14 protein-coding genes and 3 pseudogenes are annotated in these 15,051 nt (G+C 54.6%); 13 read left to right on the forward strand and 4 right to left on the reverse strand.

The window, feature by feature from the left end; genetic code table 11:
* Positions 1-85: 85 nt before the first annotated feature.
* Positions 86-1,159, forward strand: coding sequence for a fatty acid desaturase (locus TKWG_RS09475; RefSeq protein ID WP_014750625.1), 1,074 nt, complete (start codon positions 86-88; stop codon positions 1,157-1,159).
* 76 nt (positions 1,160-1,235) lie between these two features.
* Entirely contained in the window at positions 1,236-2,072 is an 837-nt protein-coding gene (locus tag TKWG_RS09480) for a TrmH family RNA methyltransferase (protein ID WP_014750626.1), read from the forward strand.
* Here TKWG_RS09480 and ppsR read toward each other — a convergent pair.
* A complete protein-coding gene (gene ppsR / locus TKWG_RS09485) occupies positions 2,044-2,889 on the reverse strand; it encodes a posphoenolpyruvate synthetase regulatory kinase/phosphorylase PpsR (protein ID WP_014750627.1) in 846 nt (281 codons plus the stop codon). The genes TKWG_RS09480 and ppsR overlap by 29 nt on opposite strands.
* A gap of 144 nt (positions 2,890-3,033) precedes the next feature.
* On the opposite strand from ppsR, the gene ppsA reads away from it, so the two are divergent.
* From ppsA to TKWG_RS09505, 4 genes and pseudogenes are all read left to right on the forward strand, one after another.
* Entirely contained in the window at positions 3,034-5,400 is a 2,367-nt protein-coding gene (ppsA, locus tag TKWG_RS09490; protein ID WP_014750628.1) for a phosphoenolpyruvate synthase, read from the forward strand.
* A 193-nt stretch (positions 5,401-5,593) separates the two neighbouring features.
* Positions 5,594-5,923, forward strand: coding sequence for an FKBP-type peptidyl-prolyl cis-trans isomerase (locus TKWG_RS09495; protein ID WP_014750629.1), 330 nt, complete (start codon positions 5,594-5,596; stop codon positions 5,921-5,923).
* Between the two features lie 89 nt (positions 5,924-6,012).
* Positions 6,013-6,464: pseudogene (locus TKWG_RS09500) on the forward strand (NfeD family protein).
* Positions 6,465-6,479: 15 nt separating this feature from the next.
* Positions 6,480-7,443, forward strand: a pseudogene (locus TKWG_RS09505) (SPFH domain-containing protein).
* A gap of 155 nt (positions 7,444-7,598) precedes the next feature.
* Here TKWG_RS09505 and smpB read toward each other — a convergent pair.
* Positions 7,599-8,060, reverse strand: coding sequence for an SsrA-binding protein SmpB (smpB, locus tag TKWG_RS09510; RefSeq protein ID WP_014750631.1), 462 nt, complete (start codon positions 8,058-8,060; stop codon positions 7,599-7,601).
* A gap of 166 nt (positions 8,061-8,226) precedes the next feature.
* Here smpB and TKWG_RS09515 point away from each other — a divergent pair, with 166 nt between their 5' ends.
* The 3 genes and pseudogenes from TKWG_RS09515 to TKWG_RS09525 all read left to right on the forward strand — a co-directional run bounded on the left by TKWG_RS09515 (position 8,227) and on the right by TKWG_RS09525 (position 10,336).
* Positions 8,227-8,661: a type II toxin-antitoxin system RatA family toxin gene (locus TKWG_RS09515; RefSeq protein ID WP_041710055.1), complete on the forward strand. Its 435-nt coding sequence runs from the start codon at positions 8,227-8,229 to the stop codon at positions 8,659-8,661.
* On the forward strand, positions 8,654-9,040 hold the full coding sequence (locus TKWG_RS09520) for an RnfH family protein (RefSeq protein WP_014750633.1): 387 nt from the start codon (positions 8,654-8,656) through the stop codon (positions 9,038-9,040). Before TKWG_RS09515 ends, TKWG_RS09520 begins: the two co-directional genes overlap by 8 nt.
* A gap of 142 nt (positions 9,041-9,182) precedes the next feature.
* Positions 9,183-10,336: pseudogene (locus TKWG_RS09525) on the forward strand (enoyl-CoA hydratase/isomerase family protein).
* Here TKWG_RS09525 and ygfZ read toward each other — a convergent pair.
* Positions 10,310-10,846 (reverse strand): CAF17-like 4Fe-4S cluster assembly/insertion protein YgfZ, encoded by a 537-nt coding sequence (ygfZ, locus tag TKWG_RS09530; RefSeq protein WP_050981580.1) that lies wholly within the window; start codon positions 10,844-10,846, stop codon positions 10,310-10,312. The pseudogene TKWG_RS09525 and the gene ygfZ sit on opposite strands and share 27 nt — an antisense overlap.
* Positions 10,843-11,283, reverse strand: coding sequence for a YgfZ family protein (locus TKWG_RS09535; RefSeq protein ID WP_041709294.1), 441 nt, complete (start codon positions 11,281-11,283; stop codon positions 10,843-10,845). Before TKWG_RS09535 ends, ygfZ begins: the two co-directional genes overlap by 4 nt.
* 218 nt (positions 11,284-11,501) lie before the next feature.
* Between TKWG_RS09535 and mltG the strand changes: the two genes are divergently transcribed.
* The 4 genes from mltG to TKWG_RS09555 are packed head-to-tail and all read left to right on the forward strand — an operon-like array spanning position 11,502 to position 14,989.
* On the forward strand, positions 11,502-12,515 hold the full coding sequence (gene mltG, locus TKWG_RS09540; RefSeq protein ID WP_014750635.1) for an endolytic transglycosylase MltG: 1,014 nt from the start codon (positions 11,502-11,504) through the stop codon (positions 12,513-12,515).
* Positions 12,512-13,141: a dTMP kinase gene (gene tmk, locus TKWG_RS09545; RefSeq protein WP_014750636.1), complete on the forward strand. Its 630-nt coding sequence runs from the start codon at positions 12,512-12,514 to the stop codon at positions 13,139-13,141. Before mltG ends, tmk begins: the two co-directional genes overlap by 4 nt.
* A gap of 6 nt (positions 13,142-13,147) precedes the next feature.
* Positions 13,148-14,209, forward strand: coding sequence for a DNA polymerase III subunit delta' (holB, locus tag TKWG_RS09550; RefSeq protein WP_014750637.1), 1,062 nt, complete (start codon positions 13,148-13,150; stop codon positions 14,207-14,209).
* A gap of 12 nt (positions 14,210-14,221) precedes the next feature.
* Positions 14,222-14,989 (forward strand): TatD family hydrolase, encoded by a 768-nt coding sequence (locus tag TKWG_RS09555; protein WP_014750638.1) that lies wholly within the window; start codon positions 14,222-14,224, stop codon positions 14,987-14,989.
* Positions 14,990-15,051: the final 62 nt, after the last annotated feature.

Raw genomic sequence — 15,051 nt, forward strand, 5'->3', positions numbered from 1 at the left:
CATTAAATTGACACGTGGCTGAAGCCTATTACAAGTACAATATGCACTGCCTATTTGCGGGGACACCCGACATGAAAATCACATAATGGAAACGAAATTTACCCCTATTGCGCCCGATGCAGAGTTGCCGCACCGGAAAATCATACGCAGCTGGCTGATTCCCATCTCCCAGCAGAATACGTTTCGCGCGTTTCTGCTGCTGTTTGTTGATTACACTTTGCTTTTGGCCCTGCTGGCCGGCACCATCTTTCTGTCTGCATGGTGGCTCAAGCTGATTTGCGCATTGGTGGCCGGTTTCGTGATTGGCCGTTTGTTCATTATCGGACATGATGCCTGCCATCAAAGTCTGACGCCTCATCGCAAGCTCAATAAGTGGATAGGCCGTATCGCCTTTCTGCCCGCAGTATCTCCCTACAGTCTTTGGGATGTAGGGCACAATGTGGTGCACCACGGTTTTACCAATCTGAAGGGCATGGATTTTGTCTGGTGCCCGAAGACAAAAGAAGAATATGACGCCCTGTCACCCATGGGGCGTTTCATGGAACGCGTTTATCGCGGTCCGCTTGGCGCCGGCATCTACTACATCATTGAGATCTGGTGGAACCGCATGATGTTCCCCAGCAAGGGATATATGGGTACTCAGCGCAAGGTGTTCTTCTGGGACGGCTTGCTGGTAAGCATTTTCGGACTGGCCTGGCTTGGCGGCGTGATCTACGCAGCACATGCAACCGGACAATCCGTCCTCATGCTGGTGGCCTTTGCCTGGTTGATTCCGTTGCTGTTCTGGTTTTACATGATCGGCTTCGTGGTATACATTCAGCACACGCATACCCGGGTGGTCTGGCATGACAACCGTGCAGTCTGGGCCAAAGCACAGCCTTTTGTTTCAACGACTGTCCACATGATGTTCCGGTTCAAGTTCGGTGCGCTCATGCACCATATCATGGAGCACACCGCGCACCACGTTGACATGAGTATCCCGTTGTACAAGCTTAAAAAAGCGCAGAAAACGCTGGAAGACATGTTGCCCAGCCGGATCGTCATTCAGATGTTCAGCTGGTCATGGTACTTTCGCACCATCAAGGCGTGCAAACTGTATAACTACCAGGAAAGATACTGGACCGATTTTGACGGCAACAAATCGCCCGACGTCGTTTAAATGCAAGCGCAGGCAGGCATGTCCGGTCTGCACCAGAAATACGTTAATATCCCTGCTAAGGCAGGGATATTTTTTTATGAAACAGATTCAGTCAAAAGACAATTTAGTGGTCCGGCAGGGCATGAAAGTAGCGGCAGGACGGGACAAGACCCGCATCCTGCTCGAAGGCGTGCACCTGTGCGAGGAGTGGCTCAAGCGCTACGGCCCGCCTGAGTCAGTGCTGGTTCAGGGCTCTGCGGTCGATCATCCCGATATCGCGCGCCTGCTTGCGGCAAACGAAGCTGCGCGCCAGTACTTGCTGGCCGATGCATTATTTAACGCCATTGCCACGGTGCAGACACCGCAAGGTATCATGTTTGTCGCGACGCGTCCCATCCCGGCCGCTATTACACGGCTTGCGACTACTGCCCTGTGGCTCGATCGTCTGCAGGACCCGGGCAATCTTGGCACCATTTTGCGAACGGCCGCTGCCGCCGGTGTCCGGGACGTATTGCTTTCGGTCGGATGTGTGGGTGCCTGGTCTCCCAAGGTGCTGCGCAGTGCGCAGGGCGCCCATTTTGCGCTGGAGATTCACGAGCACCAGCACTTTCCCGACATCAGGGCCCGGCTGGATATGCCGGTTCTGGCGTCTTCGCTTGGGCCCGGCGCGCGCAGCCTGTATAGCGGCGTTTTGCCAGCGGATTGCCTGTGGGTCGTTGGCAATGAAGGGCAGGGCGTCCATCCGGATATTCTGGCCGATGCCGATCAGTGCATTTTTATCCCGCAGAGTAACGCCGTGGAATCGCTCAACGCCGCGGTTGCGGCAGCCATCCTGTTATTCGAGCAACGACGCAGCATATGCAGGCCTGATCAATCCCTTGCCGGCGGGTGCCCATTGTCAGACATCAATAGGTTGCCGATGAGTTGGATTTGAGCCCCAGGATCTGGATAACCGTGGTTGAAATTTCCTCAATGGATTTGGTCGTTGTCGATAGCCATTCGATGCCTTCGCGCCTCATCAGGCGTTCGGCTTCGGCGACCTCATACAAACACTGTTTGATCGACGCATATTGGCTGTCTGGACGGCGCTCGTGCCGGACCTCGGAAAGGCGATCGGGCTGAATCGACAGCCCGAACAGCTTGTTGCGATACGGTTGCAGCGTTTTGGGCAGCGCGCCGCGTTCAAAATCCTCCGGAATCAAGGGGAAATTGGCTGCCTTGATGGCGTATTGCATGGCAAGGTAGAGGCTGGTGGGGGTCTTGCCACAACGTGACACACCCACCAAAATGACGTCTGCTTCCTTCAAGCCGTGTATAAACTGACCGTCGTCATGCGCCAGCGTAAAGTTAATGGCCTCGATACGGTTGCGATATTGTTTGGAGCTGGCGCTCAAGTGCGACAAACCAATGGTCGGGCGCGATTTGGTTTCCAGCGCGGTTTCAAGCTGACTGACGCAGGCGCCAAAGATATCCAGAAAGATGCAATTCGATTGCTGCACCACAGCCAGAATTTCGGGTTTGACCAATGTGCTGAACAGTAGCGGTGGCGTATTTTCAGCCAGGGCAGCAGCATTGATTTTTTCGGCAACCTTGGCGGCTTTTTCCTCGGAGGTGATAAAAGGCTCGCGTAACAGCGTGAAATCGAAATCAGCGCTAAATTGCGATAAAACGGAGTGACTGAAGGTCTCTGCCGTAATGCCCGTGCCGTCTGATACGATGAAAACCGTCCGTTTTTTTTGTGATTCTGACATGTTCCAATTTGATCCTGTGAGTGTAGAAAAAGACGGTACAATCATGGTACTTTGTACCTGGCCGATAGTTTCAGGCTTATTTGATTAGAAAAGCGTGCATTTTTTAATCAAATAAGCTTTCATTTTAATCTAAGGGTGACTTAAATGTCGTATGTTGTTCCATTCGAGAAACTCCGCATGTCGGATGTTGACTCTGTCGGCGGGAAAAATGCCTCGCTCGGCGAAATGATCAGCCAGTTGGCCAATGCCGGGGTGCGCGTGCCTGGCGGTTTTGCCACCACGGCCGACGCCTTCCGCGATTTTCTCAAAACGTCCGGGCTGGACAAGCGTATTGCTGATCGTCTGACCTCGCTTAACCCTGAAGATGTCCGCGAACTGGCCCAGGCCGGTGCAGAAATCCGCGGATGGATTACCGAGGCCCCATTCTCTGACGAATTCGAAAAACAGATCCGCCAATCCTACGCCGAGCTCGATGCCGATGGCAAGGGTTCATTTGCCGTGCGTTCATCTGCCACCGCAGAGGATTTGCCCGATGCCTCTTTTGCCGGTCAGCAGGAAACGTTCCTGAACGTTGCCGGTATTGACGATGTACTGGATAAAATCCGTCACGTATTCGCATCACTGTATAACGACCGCGCTATTTCCTACCGTGTCCACAAAGGCTATGCTCACGCAGACGTAGCATTGTCGGCTGGTATCCAGCGCATGGTGCGTTCCGACAAGGGCAGTGCCGGTGTAATGTTTACGCTTGACACCGAGTCTGGTTTTAACGATGTCGTGTTTATCACATCTTCCTACGGCCTCGGTGAAACCGTGGTGCAGGGCGCCGTCAACCCGGACGAATTCTATGTTTTCAAAACCACACTGGCGTCCGGAAAATACCCCATCGTCGGGCGTCGTATCGGTTCAAAACTGATCAAAATGGAATTTAACGGCGAGCGCAAGCCCGGCGAGAATGCGGTCAGCACCGTCGAGGTACCGGTTTCCGAACGCAACCGTTATTCACTGACCGACGATGAAGTGATCGAGCTGGCCCGTTACGCGGTCATCATCGAAAAGCACTACCAGCGCCCCATGGATATCGAATGGGGCCGCGATGGCATCGATGGCAAACTCTATATTCTGCAGGCTCGCCCAGAAACCGTGAAGTCGCAGCAAACCGGCAACGATGTCCAGTTGCGCTATAAACTGAAAGCGACCGGCAAGGTCCTGATTACCGGTCGCGCTATCGGCCAGAAAATCGGTTCAGGCAAGGTTCGTGTCGTTTCCGACATTAACGATATGGATCAGGTGCAGGCCGGCGATGTGCTGGTTACCGATATGACAGACCCGAACTGGGAGCCAGTCATGAAGCGCGCAGCGGCTATTGTCACCAACCGTGGCGGCCGTACCTGCCATGCGGCAATTATTGCCCGTGAATTGGGCATCCCCGCCGTTGTCGGATGCGCAACGGCAACAGAAGACCTCAAGGAAGGCGCCGAAGTCACAGTCTCCTGCGCTGAAGGCGACGAGGGTCGCATTTATGACGGTTTTCTTGAAACCGAAGTTGAAGAAGTGCGTCGCGGAGATATGCCCGAGATCCCGGTCAAGATCATGATGAACGTGGGTAATCCGCAACTGGCTTTTGACTTCTCCCAAATTCCCAACGGGGGTGTGGGTCTGGCCCGTCTGGAATTTATCATCAACAACAATATCAATGTGCATCCGAAGGCGGTGCTGGACTATCCAAACATTGATGCAGAACTGAAGAAAGCGGTGGAATCGGCCGCTCGTGGCTATGCCAGCCCGCGCGCCTTCTTTGTTGAAAAACTGGCAGAAGGTATTGCAACGATCGCGGCTGCGTTTTATCCCAAGCCGGTTATTGTGCGTCTGTCCGACTTCAAGTCCAATGAGTATCGCAAGTTGGTGGGCGGCTCCCGCTATGAGCCCGAGGAAGAGAACCCGATGCTGGGCTTTCGCGGTGCTTCGCGCTACATTTCCGAGGATTTTGCCGAGTGCTTCCGCATGGAATGCGAAGCGCTGCGCTTTGTTCGCGATGATATGGGGCTGACCAACGTTGAAATCATGGTTCCGTTCGTGCGCACACTGAATCAGGCGGAAAAAGTTGTCGGCCTGCTGGCAGATAACGGCCTGAAGCGCGGCGAAAACGGCCTGCGTGTCATCATGATGTGCGAAGTGCCATCCAACGCTATTTTGGCTGAGCAGTTCCTGGAATATTTCGATGGTTTCTCTATTGGTTCCAACGACATGACCCAGCTTACGCTGGGGCTGGATCGCGATTCGGGCATGGAACTGCTGGCAGCCGATTTTGACGAGCGCGATCCGGCAGTGCAATTTATGCTGCAACGGGCGATCCAGGCGTGTCTGAAGGCCAATAAATACGTTGGTATTTGCGGCCAGGGCCCCAGCGACCACCCGGATCTGGCTGTATGGCTCAAAGATCAGGGCATTCTGACGATGTCTCTGAATCCGGATACGGTTGTCGATACCTGGCAGAAACTGGCCAAATAAACCTGACCAGCATCAACCCGCTGTCTGAGGGCAGCGGCCCGGGCCTTTGCGGGCACCTTTTTCTGATTGCAAATCAGGACAAGGTGCCCGTTTTGTTATGGATGCCAATCCCCACTGTTTTCGGGCCTTTTTGTCGAATGCACCAGCGACTTACGGTACACTTGAGTTTTACCCCGTATTCAGGAAGATACACGTGAGCGAACTTATTATTGAAGATGTCACCCAAGGCAATGGCGAAGAAGCAAAAAGCGGCCAACAGGTGTCGGTACATTACACCGGCTGGCTCAAGGACAATGGCCAGAAATTCGATTCCAGCAAGGACCGTGGGCAGCCCTTTTCATTTCCGCTGGGCGCTGGCCATGTAATCAAAGGCTGGGACCAGGGCGTACAGGGCATGAAAGTGGGCGGCACTCGCAAACTGACTATCCCGGCTGAACTCGGTTATGGTGCGCGTGGCGCAGGCGGCGTCATTCCACCGAATGCGACGCTGGTCTTTGAAGTGGAATTGCTCGGTATCAATTGATAGTGGTCGGAAGTGCGGCAGTCGCCTGATGGCGGCCGTGCTTCTGTATGCGGGCTATTGTGGCACGCATCTGTTGCAGGAAAGCGATCATGTGGATCTGGTTTGTTGTTGCGGCCATCGCGCTTATTCTTGAGCTGCTCACAGGTACTTTTTTCCTGTTGCTGGTCGCGGTCGCCGCTGCGGCGCCGGAGTGGTGGCCTGGCTGGGCGGCGAGCTTGCCTGGCAATTGCTGGCCTTCAGTGTGCTGGGTATCGTCGGTTTCTTTATTCTCAAATCTAGTGGCTTTGTTAAACGGGGCGCGCGCCATGGTGCCAGTCGAAATACCGATGTCAATCTGGACATTGGCCAGATTGTGCACGTCGCGGACTGGTCTCCCATGAAAACCGCTGTGGTTCAATACCGTGGTGCGAAGTGGCAGGTACGGCTGGACCCCGCCGTCAGTGGCACGCCGGTTACCGGCAGCTATCGTATTGTTGATGTTGACGGCATCGTGTTTGTCGTGGCACCTGCATCGGAACCTCTTACATCAAGCAGCGCGTAGTTCAGGAGTCAAATTATGGATACGTCGATTATCTTTCTCGCCATACTGGTTGTATTGGTGCTGGTATTCCTGGTCAAGTCCATTGCCATCGTACCGCAACAGAATGCGTGGATTATTGAGCGGCTGGGCCGGTATGACCGCACCTTATCGCCGGCGCCCGTTTTATTATTCCCTTTGTTGACCGGGTTGCCTACAAGCACTCGCTCAAGGAAATACCGCTGGATGTGCCCAGCCAGATTTGCATTACCAGGGACAATACCCAGTTGCAGGTCGATGGCGTAATTTACTTCCAAGTGACCGATCCCATGCTTGCCTCTTATGGCTCGTCAAATTACATCTCGGCCATCACGCAACTGGCGCAAACTACCCTGCGCTCGGTCATCGGGCGAATGGAGCTGGACAAAACCTTTGAAGAGCGGGATGCCATCAACAGCACCATCGTGGCTTCACTGGATGAAGCGGCTACCAACTGGGGGGTCAAGGTGCTGCGTTATGAGATCAAGGACCTGACACCGCCCAATGAGATTTTGCGTGCCATGCAGGCCCAGATTACCGCAGAGCGTGAAAAACGCGCCTGATAGCCGCCTCTGAGGGACGCAGGCAGGAACAAATCAATATTGCGACCGGTGAACGGGAAGCGGCGATTGCTCGTTCTGAAGGTGAGAAGCAGGCTCAGATCAACCAGGCCCAGGGTGAAGCGGCAGCGGTGATTGCCATCGCAGAAGCCACTGCGCAGGCGATCGAACAGGTGGCGCACGCCATTGAACAGCCCGGCGGCATGGCAGCGGTAAACCTGCGTGTTGCAGAAAACTATGTTGATGCGTTTGCGAATGTGGCCAAGGAAGGAAACACGCTCATTCTGCCGGCCAATCTGGCTGATATGGGCGGTTTGATTGCTTCTGCCATGACGGTGGTCAAGGCTACAGGGCATGCTAATCAGGGCGGTGCCGGTCTGACTCCCCCTGGGCCGACCCGCTAGCGCCACAGCGAGCCGAGGAGGGCGCTCGCTTCCTGCCTCTGACTGTGGATTGCCCTGGCGAACAGGATAGGCGTCCTGTGCCCGGTGCGGCTGTGCCGGTTGTTCCCTTCGTTATGTTGAACGTTAAAGGGGCCGTACTATTGAATGGGGCGGATTTACGAATCGCGTTTGCGCGTATCGTGTTTCATAATACGCTCCTTCTCACGCTGCCAGTCTTTGTCGCGAGCGCTGTCGCGCTTGTCGTGCAGCTTTTTGCCTTTGCCCAGTCCAAACTCCAGCTTGATTTTGCCGTTGCGAAAGTGCAGATTCAATGGCACCAGTGTATAACCACGGATTTCCACCTTGCCAATAAGTTTGTCAATCTCGTTCTTATGCAGCAACAACTTGCGGGTGCGGGTGGCGTTGGGATGAATATGCGTTGAGGCGGTCGCCAGCGGGCTGACGTGCATATTCAGCAACTGCAATTCGCCGTCGCGCACAATGACATAACTCTCACCCAGTTGCACGCGGCCGGCCCGGATGGACTTGACTTCCCAGCCTTCCAGGACAATGCCAGCCTCGAAGCGCTCTTCAATGAAATAGTCGTGGGTTGCCTTGCGATTGTCGGTAATACTCATGTTTGATTTTATAAATGGATTTGACCGTTAAAATAGGGATCTGTTTAATCGCGCAAAATGCAATGATTTCACGCAATTGTAATTGAATCAACCCGCTTGTGCTGCTTGTTGATTACACTGCAGGCGTATTTTGCCTTGTCACTTATCCAACGTCGTCCATAATTTCATGTCCACTACTGTTCATCGCTCCGTATTGCTCCCATACTCCGCTGCCGATATGTTTGCGCTGGTCGCAGATGTAGAGAAGTATCCAGAATTCATGCCCTGGTGTGGCGGGGCGCAGGTCCTGGAGACGGACGATGCCGGTATGACGGCTTCCATCACCATCAGTTTTGCCGGACTCAAGCAAACGTTCACGACGCGCAATACCCATCACTTCCCCGATAAAATCCACCTGCACCTGGTTGACGGGCCGTTCTCGGCGCTCAACGGCACCTGGGAGTTCATTACCCTGGCGCCGGATGCCTGTAAGGTCCAGTTTGCTCTTGATTACACATTCAACAGCCGTTCGCTGGAAATGCTGGTGGGGCCGGTATTCAATCGCATTGCCAACAGCTTTATCGACTCCTTTACCAAGCGGGCCGAGCAGATTTATGTCTGATGGACAGATGACCATTACGATTTGCTACGCACATTCAGCGAGTCAGGTGTGGATCTCTGCTGTCACGCTGCCTTGTGGCAGCACCATTGAGCATGCCATCACGGCCTCCGGGGTCTTGCAGGCGTGCAATATTAGCCAGGCAGATATCGCGGACACAGGCGTATTCGGCTTGCGTAAGCCACGCAACCATATACTTCGCGCAGGCGATCGGGTGGAGCTGTATCGCGAACTGACTTTTGATCCCATGGAGTCGCGACGGCGTCGCGCGGCTCATCGCAAAGCCGGTATCCTCAAGCGCAAGCATTTGAAAAAAAGCAAAGTGGCATGGCAGGAGTACATAGGAAGCTCGCCAGCAGATCCCAAGAAAGAACCTGACTGAGTGGTACGTGCATAGTCTGCATATATAATGAGTGCCATTCGGGATAAGACCGGCACTAGCGCCGGGCCCTGCCAGAGATTCATGCGAATGGAAACATCAGCCGGATGATGTCAATCCGGTACCGGGTATAACAGGAGACATTATGACCGCCCCCGTTTTATTTCAGGAAAAGCCTTTGACCAGCCAGGGTCGCTACGGTATTGCTACGCTGAACCAGCCAGCCAAGCTCAATAGCCTGTCACTTGAAATGTGCCAGTTGCTGACCGACCAATTGACGCTCTGGGAACAGGACCCTGCTATTGCGTTCGTTATATTTGAAGGGGCAGGGGACAAAGCGTTCTGCGCCGGCGGAGATCTGCACCAGCTGCATGCAAGCATGCAACAGAACGCCGGTAAACCGGCAGCCGACAATTTTTATGCTGCCCAGTTCTTTGATGTGGAATACCGGCTGGACTATCAGATCCATACCTATAGCAAACCCATTATCTGCTGGGGCCATGGTGTGGTCATGGGCGGTGGCATCGGCCTGATGGCCGGTACGTCACATCGCGTGGTCAGTGAATCATCCCGCCTGGCTATGCCCGAAGTCACCATTGGTCTGTTTCCCGATGTGGGCGGCAGTTGGGATCTGAACCATCTGGCAGGCCGTATCGGACGCTTTCTTGCGGCAACCGGCGCCATTTTGAATGCCGCCGATTCGCTATTTACCGGCATGGCCGATTATTGCGTTCGTCATGCAGACTGGTCAGCCATTATTGCCGATCTGGAACGCATAGACGGCACGCAAATGACCGACAGGCGTCAGCTTGATCAGCGCATTCATGACGTGCTGGCACAGCACAGCGCGGCGCCGACGCTGGACCCGGGTCCGCTGCAAACGCACTATGCCTTGCTTACCACGCTCTGCGCCAATCGGGATATTGTCAGCCTGTATCGCGCGTTTGCTGCGCTGGCTGATCATGCAGATCCCTGGCTGGCGCGGTCTGCGCAGACCATGCTCAAGGGTGCGCCACTATCGGTAGCGCTGGGACTGACTTTGCAGGAAAGGCATTGCACTTGTCATTGGCCCAGGTATTTCAATTGGAATATAAGGCGGCGCTCAATTGCTGTGCCCACGGGCAACTGCAGGAAGGTATCCGTGCGCTGCTTATCGACAAGGATAAAAACCCGCAATGGCAGCCGGCGACAATCGAACAGGTCACACCGGCCGACATCGACGCCTTGCTGACTTCTCCGTGGCAGAACGCGTCGGACAATCCACTGGCCGGTTTAGGCCAGGGCAGGCTTGTCCAGTGAGTATGGAATAGTCAGCAGCGTAATCGGCGGGCCATTTTCGTCTCCGAGCACCAGACGATCATGCTCCGCTGCTGCAAGCCGCACCTCAAACAGCATATAAAGGTTGTCTGCCAGTGTTGCTGCGTTGACGATCTGTCCACTCGGTTCCCGCGTGTTCGTGGTGTCTGTAATGTCGGTGCCCGGCGCGACTGTTGTGGCTGGCGGATTATTACACATGCCATTGAGCATCCGCCGCTTCAGTTTGCCCCGGTAATGGCTGCGGGCGACAATTTCCTGACCAGGATAGCAGCCTTTTGTAAAGCTGACCGCACCAATGGCGTCCAGATTCAGATCCTGGGGAATAAACATTTCCTGGTTGGCTTTTTCGACCCAGGGCAGGCCGGCCAGAATATCCAGAACTGCCCACTGTCCGGGCAGCCCGACCTGTGCCTGGCTGGTGTCGATGGCAGCGTTGCCGATCAGAATGCCGCGCTGTATGCCGGCTGTGCCGGGAAGCCCGAGTTGAATCATTGATTCGGTTGCGATAATCTGCCATGCTCCGGGCGTGCCAGTGTCGTGCCCGCAATCGTATTGTCGCCAGCCCAGTACGCATAAGGGGTGATCTCTGTCTCTTCTACCGTAACTTTGGCGCGTAACACGAACATCCGCAAGCGCTTGGCAAAGCTGTCGGCAATATCACTACGCACCATCACTTGATAGACACTTTCCTGCGAGGCCTGCGACTGCGCTTGCTGCCAGAAAATAAAACTGGCCAGCATGCGACCCTTGGCGGTGCAATAAGCGGACAGCCGTGCTGACTCGGCAGTGGCGGCCATGACGTCCTGGGTAAACTGTCCCTGCAGAAATGTCTGGGCATCGGCGCCGCGGATCGTCAGGATGCGGTAGTCGGGCAGCGACGTGATATGTAGCGGGGTATCCGGTGTGAATCCGGTAGGGGCTGTGGACATAAAATCATTCCTTTTCTTTACTGCAGAACCCAGGCAACATGCCATCGGATTCCGTTCAGATTCTCATGTCTGATATCGTAACGTATTGAATAGGGTTTTTGCTGCTAAACAATGAAGGGATCAGGGATTCCCGGACGCCAGGCTGCGCCGGCAGCTGTCAGTGCCTGATACAATAGGCCCTCTGTAGATGTCGGGCCCGGCGGATCATTATTTCACTCATGAAACTGTTCAAATATATTATTCTTTCGTTCTTTATTTGTGCCTTGTTGCTGGCAGCGGGTCTTGCCGGAAAGGTATGGCACTGGACGAAAACACCTGCGCCCATGAGCGCCGATGTCATCGACTACAGCGTGCCGCGCGGCAGTACGATTGCCTCTGTCGCTCAGAACATGGTTGCCGCAGGCATCCGGATCGAGCCTTATTTGTTTGTCATGTATGCGCGTTATACCGGGCAGGACCGGCAGCTTAAGGCGGGCGCCTATGAGGCCAAACGAGGCGATACCCCGGTGGATCTGCTGACGCGCATGGCTTCGGGGCAGACCAGCAAAAGCCAGTTCCAGATTATCGAGGGCTGGTCCTATCGCCAGATTCGCACGACACTGAAGAACAATCCGAATATTACGCACACGCTGGACAATTTAAATGATGCCCAGCTGCTGGAAAAGCTGGGCGCACCCTATGACAGTCCCGAAGGCCTGTTTTTTCCGGATACCTATGTCTTTGTGCCAGGCGACACCGATATGGATATTCTCAGACGTGCCTATACCGAAGGTCAGAAACGCCTTGCTGCAGTATGGGACGCACGCGACAGCAACCTGCCGCTGAAAACGCCCTATGAGGCGTTGATCCTGGCTTCCATTATCGAAAAGGAAACCGGGCACGAACAGGATCGCCGGCGGGTTGCGGGCGTGTTTATCAATCGCCTGGAAAAAAGGATGCTGCTGCAAACGGACCCGACTGTTATTTATGGAATGAAAGAAGCCTATCGGGGTGTCATTACCAGAAACGATTTGACGACCGATACGCCCTGGAATACGTATACGCGCGGCGGGCTGCCACCTACGCCCATTGCCAGCCCCGGCTTGCTGTCGTTGCAGGCGGCGGTCCATCCTGAGCGCCATAAGTATCTGTATTTTGTGTCGCGGGGCGATGGCACCAGCGAGTTTTCAGAAGACCTGCGCGGACACAACCGTAACGTCAATACTTATATCCTGAAGAAGGGCATACAATGAAGGGTTTTTTTCTCACACTCGAAGGCGTGGACGGTGCCGGTAAAAGTTCGCATATCGGTCATTTGCGCGAGCTGTGCGAGTCACTGGGACACGAGGTCGTCATGACCCGGGAGCCGGGTGGCACGCCCATCAGCGAGGCGCTGCGCGCCATGCTGCTCAAAGAATCTATGCACATGGAAACGGAAACGCTGCTGATGTTTGCCGCCAGGCAGGAACATATTTTGTCTGTGATTAATCCGGCCCTGGCCTCAGGTAAAATTGTAATCAGCGATCGCTTTACCGATGCGACTTATGCATACCAGGGCGGTGGGCGTCATTTTCCGGCCGAACGGATTCAAATCCTTGAAGACTGGGTTCAGCAGCAATTGCAGCCCGATCTGACCATCCTGTTTGATGTCCCACTGGAAGTCGCGCGCGCACGACTGGAAAACAGTCGCGAACAGGATCGGTTCGAACGCGAAGATAACGGCTTTTTCGAACGCGTCCGGGCGGCGTATCATGCGCGAGTCAAGGCCGATCCTGCACGGTTCTATATTGTTGATTCCAGTCGCCCCAAAGCCGATATTACGCAGCAATTGCAGGACATGTTGACGACCAGACTGGTGCAGCATGCCGTGCAAGGGTAATCATAAATGAGCGCAATCACATCCTTTTTCCCCTGGCAAACCGCAAGTGCGGGCAACTGGTTGAGTGACCGCGAACGGTTTGCGCATGCCTGGCTGATTTACGGCCCGCCTGGCATTGGCAAGCTGACGTTCGCACGTGCAGCGGCAACCAGCCTGCTATGCGAGCGGCCAAATGGCGGACTGGCTTGTGGTACGTGTGAGTCCTGCGCCTGGATTGCCAACGACGCCCATCCCGATCTGCGTCTGGTGGTGCCCGATAGGCTGGCGCAGCACTATGGCTTGCAGGAGGTGGCGATGGCGTCGGATGCATCCGAAGGGGCCGGGACAAAAAAAGCCTCGGGCGAAATCCGCATTGATCAGGTCCGACAACTGGATTCGCTGCTAAGCGTCACTACGCATCGCAGCGGGATGCGCGTTATTATCCTCTTTCCCGCAGAGGCACTCAATACCGCCTCTGCCAATTACCTGCTCAAGTCTGTCGAAGAGCCGGCGCCGGGGACAGTTTTCCTGCTGGTCTCGCATGCGCCGGATAAAGTACTGCCAACGCTCTTGTCACGCTGTCGCCGGCTGTGCCTGCCTATGCCCACGCGGGACGAGGGGCTGGCATGGCTGCAAGCGCAAGGGTTGTCCGATGCAGAAGCCGAAACCTGGCTGCATGCCAGTGGCGGGGCACCGGTGGGCGCATTGGCACAGAGTCGTTCCAGTACGGAACCGGTCAGCTACTGGCTTGGGTCGTTTGCACAGGCGCTGGCGGACCGAACCATGCCGGATATGGCAGATTACCTACCCAAACTGGAAAAGCTGCAGGCCGAAGAATGGCTGGGTTCTCTGCAACGCCTATTTACAGATCTGATGTTGCAAAGCAATGGCCTGCCGTTACGCTATTTCCCGCGTCTTGCCCCCTTTATCAAGGTCATGGCGGCGGAATTGACCCCAACCAGGATCAGCCAGACATCAGTGTGGCTCGCCCGACAGCAGCGTATTGCAGACCACCCGCTGAATGCCAGGCTGTTCATTCAGTCTGTGCTGCAACGTGTATGTGTCACGTGCCTGTCGAAAAACGGATAATTGGAACTCACTATGTTTGTAGACTCTCATTGCCATCTTGATTTCCCGCAACTGCAGGAAGAACTGCCGGCAATTCTCGATAATATGAAACGCAATCAGGTTAGTCATGCGCTGTGTGTGAGCGTGAACCTGCCTGATTGGCCACGAATTGTCAGCCTGATTGACGCTCACGACAACCTCTGGGGCTCAGTAGGGGTGCACCCTGATTACGAGGATACACCGGAGCCCGATGTCGAGACCCTGAGCCGCCATGCCCAGCACAGGAAAATCGTGGCAATTGGTGAAACCGGGCTGGACTATTACCGCCTGTCAGAACCGCTGGACTGGCAGCGCAATCGCTTTCGTGTCCATATTCGTGCAGCCAATGAAACCGGGCTGCCGCTGATCATCCATACCCGTTCTTCCGCAGAAGATACCTTGCGGTTAATGCGCGAAGAGAATGCCGCCGGATGTGGCGGCGTCATGCACTGTTTTACTGAAAGCTGGGAAGTTGCGCAGCGGGCCATGGAACAGAATTTTTACATTTCGCTCTCGGGTATTGTGACCTTCAAGAATGCCGTTCAGTTGCAGGAAGTGGCGCGGCTCATGCCACTGGAGCGCCTTCTGATCGAAACCGATTCTCCTTATCTGGCGCCGGTGCCGTTTCGTGGCAAGCGCAATGATCCGTCCAAAGTCATTCACGTGGCTGAAAAAATCGCAGAATTGCGCCAAATTTCGGTGCATGAAGTTGCAGAGGCGACAACGAATAATTTTTTCAATTTATTCAAAAAGATACAGTGATTATTTGCTATATTGGTTTAAGTTTGTAATGTACAGCGCAAATTCTCCAATATTTAATTTAT

Source organism: Advenella kashmirensis WT001 (assembly GCF_000219915.2).
GTDB classification, from domain to species: domain Bacteria; phylum Pseudomonadota; class Gammaproteobacteria; order Burkholderiales; family Burkholderiaceae_B; genus Advenella; species Advenella kashmirensis.

Coding starts and splice junctions, on each gene's coding strand:
- TKWG_RS09475 (WP_014750625.1), top strand. CDS start 86: ATGGAAACGAAATTTACCCCTATTGCGCCCGATGCAGAGTTGCCGCAC.
- TKWG_RS09480 (WP_014750626.1), top strand. CDS start 1,236: ATGAAACAGATTCAGTCAAAAGACAATTTAGTGGTCCGGCAGGGCATG.
- ppsR (WP_014750627.1), bottom strand. CDS start 2,889: ATGTCAGAATCACAAAAAAAACGGACGGTTTTCATCGTATCAGACGGC.
- ppsA (WP_014750628.1), top strand. CDS start 3,034: ATGTCGTATGTTGTTCCATTCGAGAAACTCCGCATGTCGGATGTTGAC.
- smpB (WP_014750631.1), bottom strand. CDS start 8,060: ATGAGTATTACCGACAATCGCAAGGCAACCCACGACTATTTCATTGAA.
- TKWG_RS09515 (WP_041710055.1), top strand. CDS start 8,227: ATGTCCACTACTGTTCATCGCTCCGTATTGCTCCCATACTCCGCTGCC.
- TKWG_RS09520 (WP_014750633.1), top strand. CDS start 8,654: ATGTCTGATGGACAGATGACCATTACGATTTGCTACGCACATTCAGCG.
- ygfZ (WP_050981580.1), bottom strand. CDS start 10,846: ATGATTCAACTCGGGCTTCCCGGCACAGCCGGCATACAGCGCGGCATT.
- TKWG_RS09535 (WP_041709294.1), bottom strand. CDS start 11,283: ATGTCCACAGCCCCTACCGGATTCACACCGGATACCCCGCTACATATC.
- mltG (WP_014750635.1), top strand. CDS start 11,502: ATGAAACTGTTCAAATATATTATTCTTTCGTTCTTTATTTGTGCCTTG.
- tmk (WP_014750636.1), top strand. CDS start 12,512: ATGAAGGGTTTTTTTCTCACACTCGAAGGCGTGGACGGTGCCGGTAAA.
- holB (WP_014750637.1), top strand. CDS start 13,148: ATGAGCGCAATCACATCCTTTTTCCCCTGGCAAACCGCAAGTGCGGGC.
- TKWG_RS09555 (WP_014750638.1), top strand. CDS start 14,222: ATGTTTGTAGACTCTCATTGCCATCTTGATTTCCCGCAACTGCAGGAA.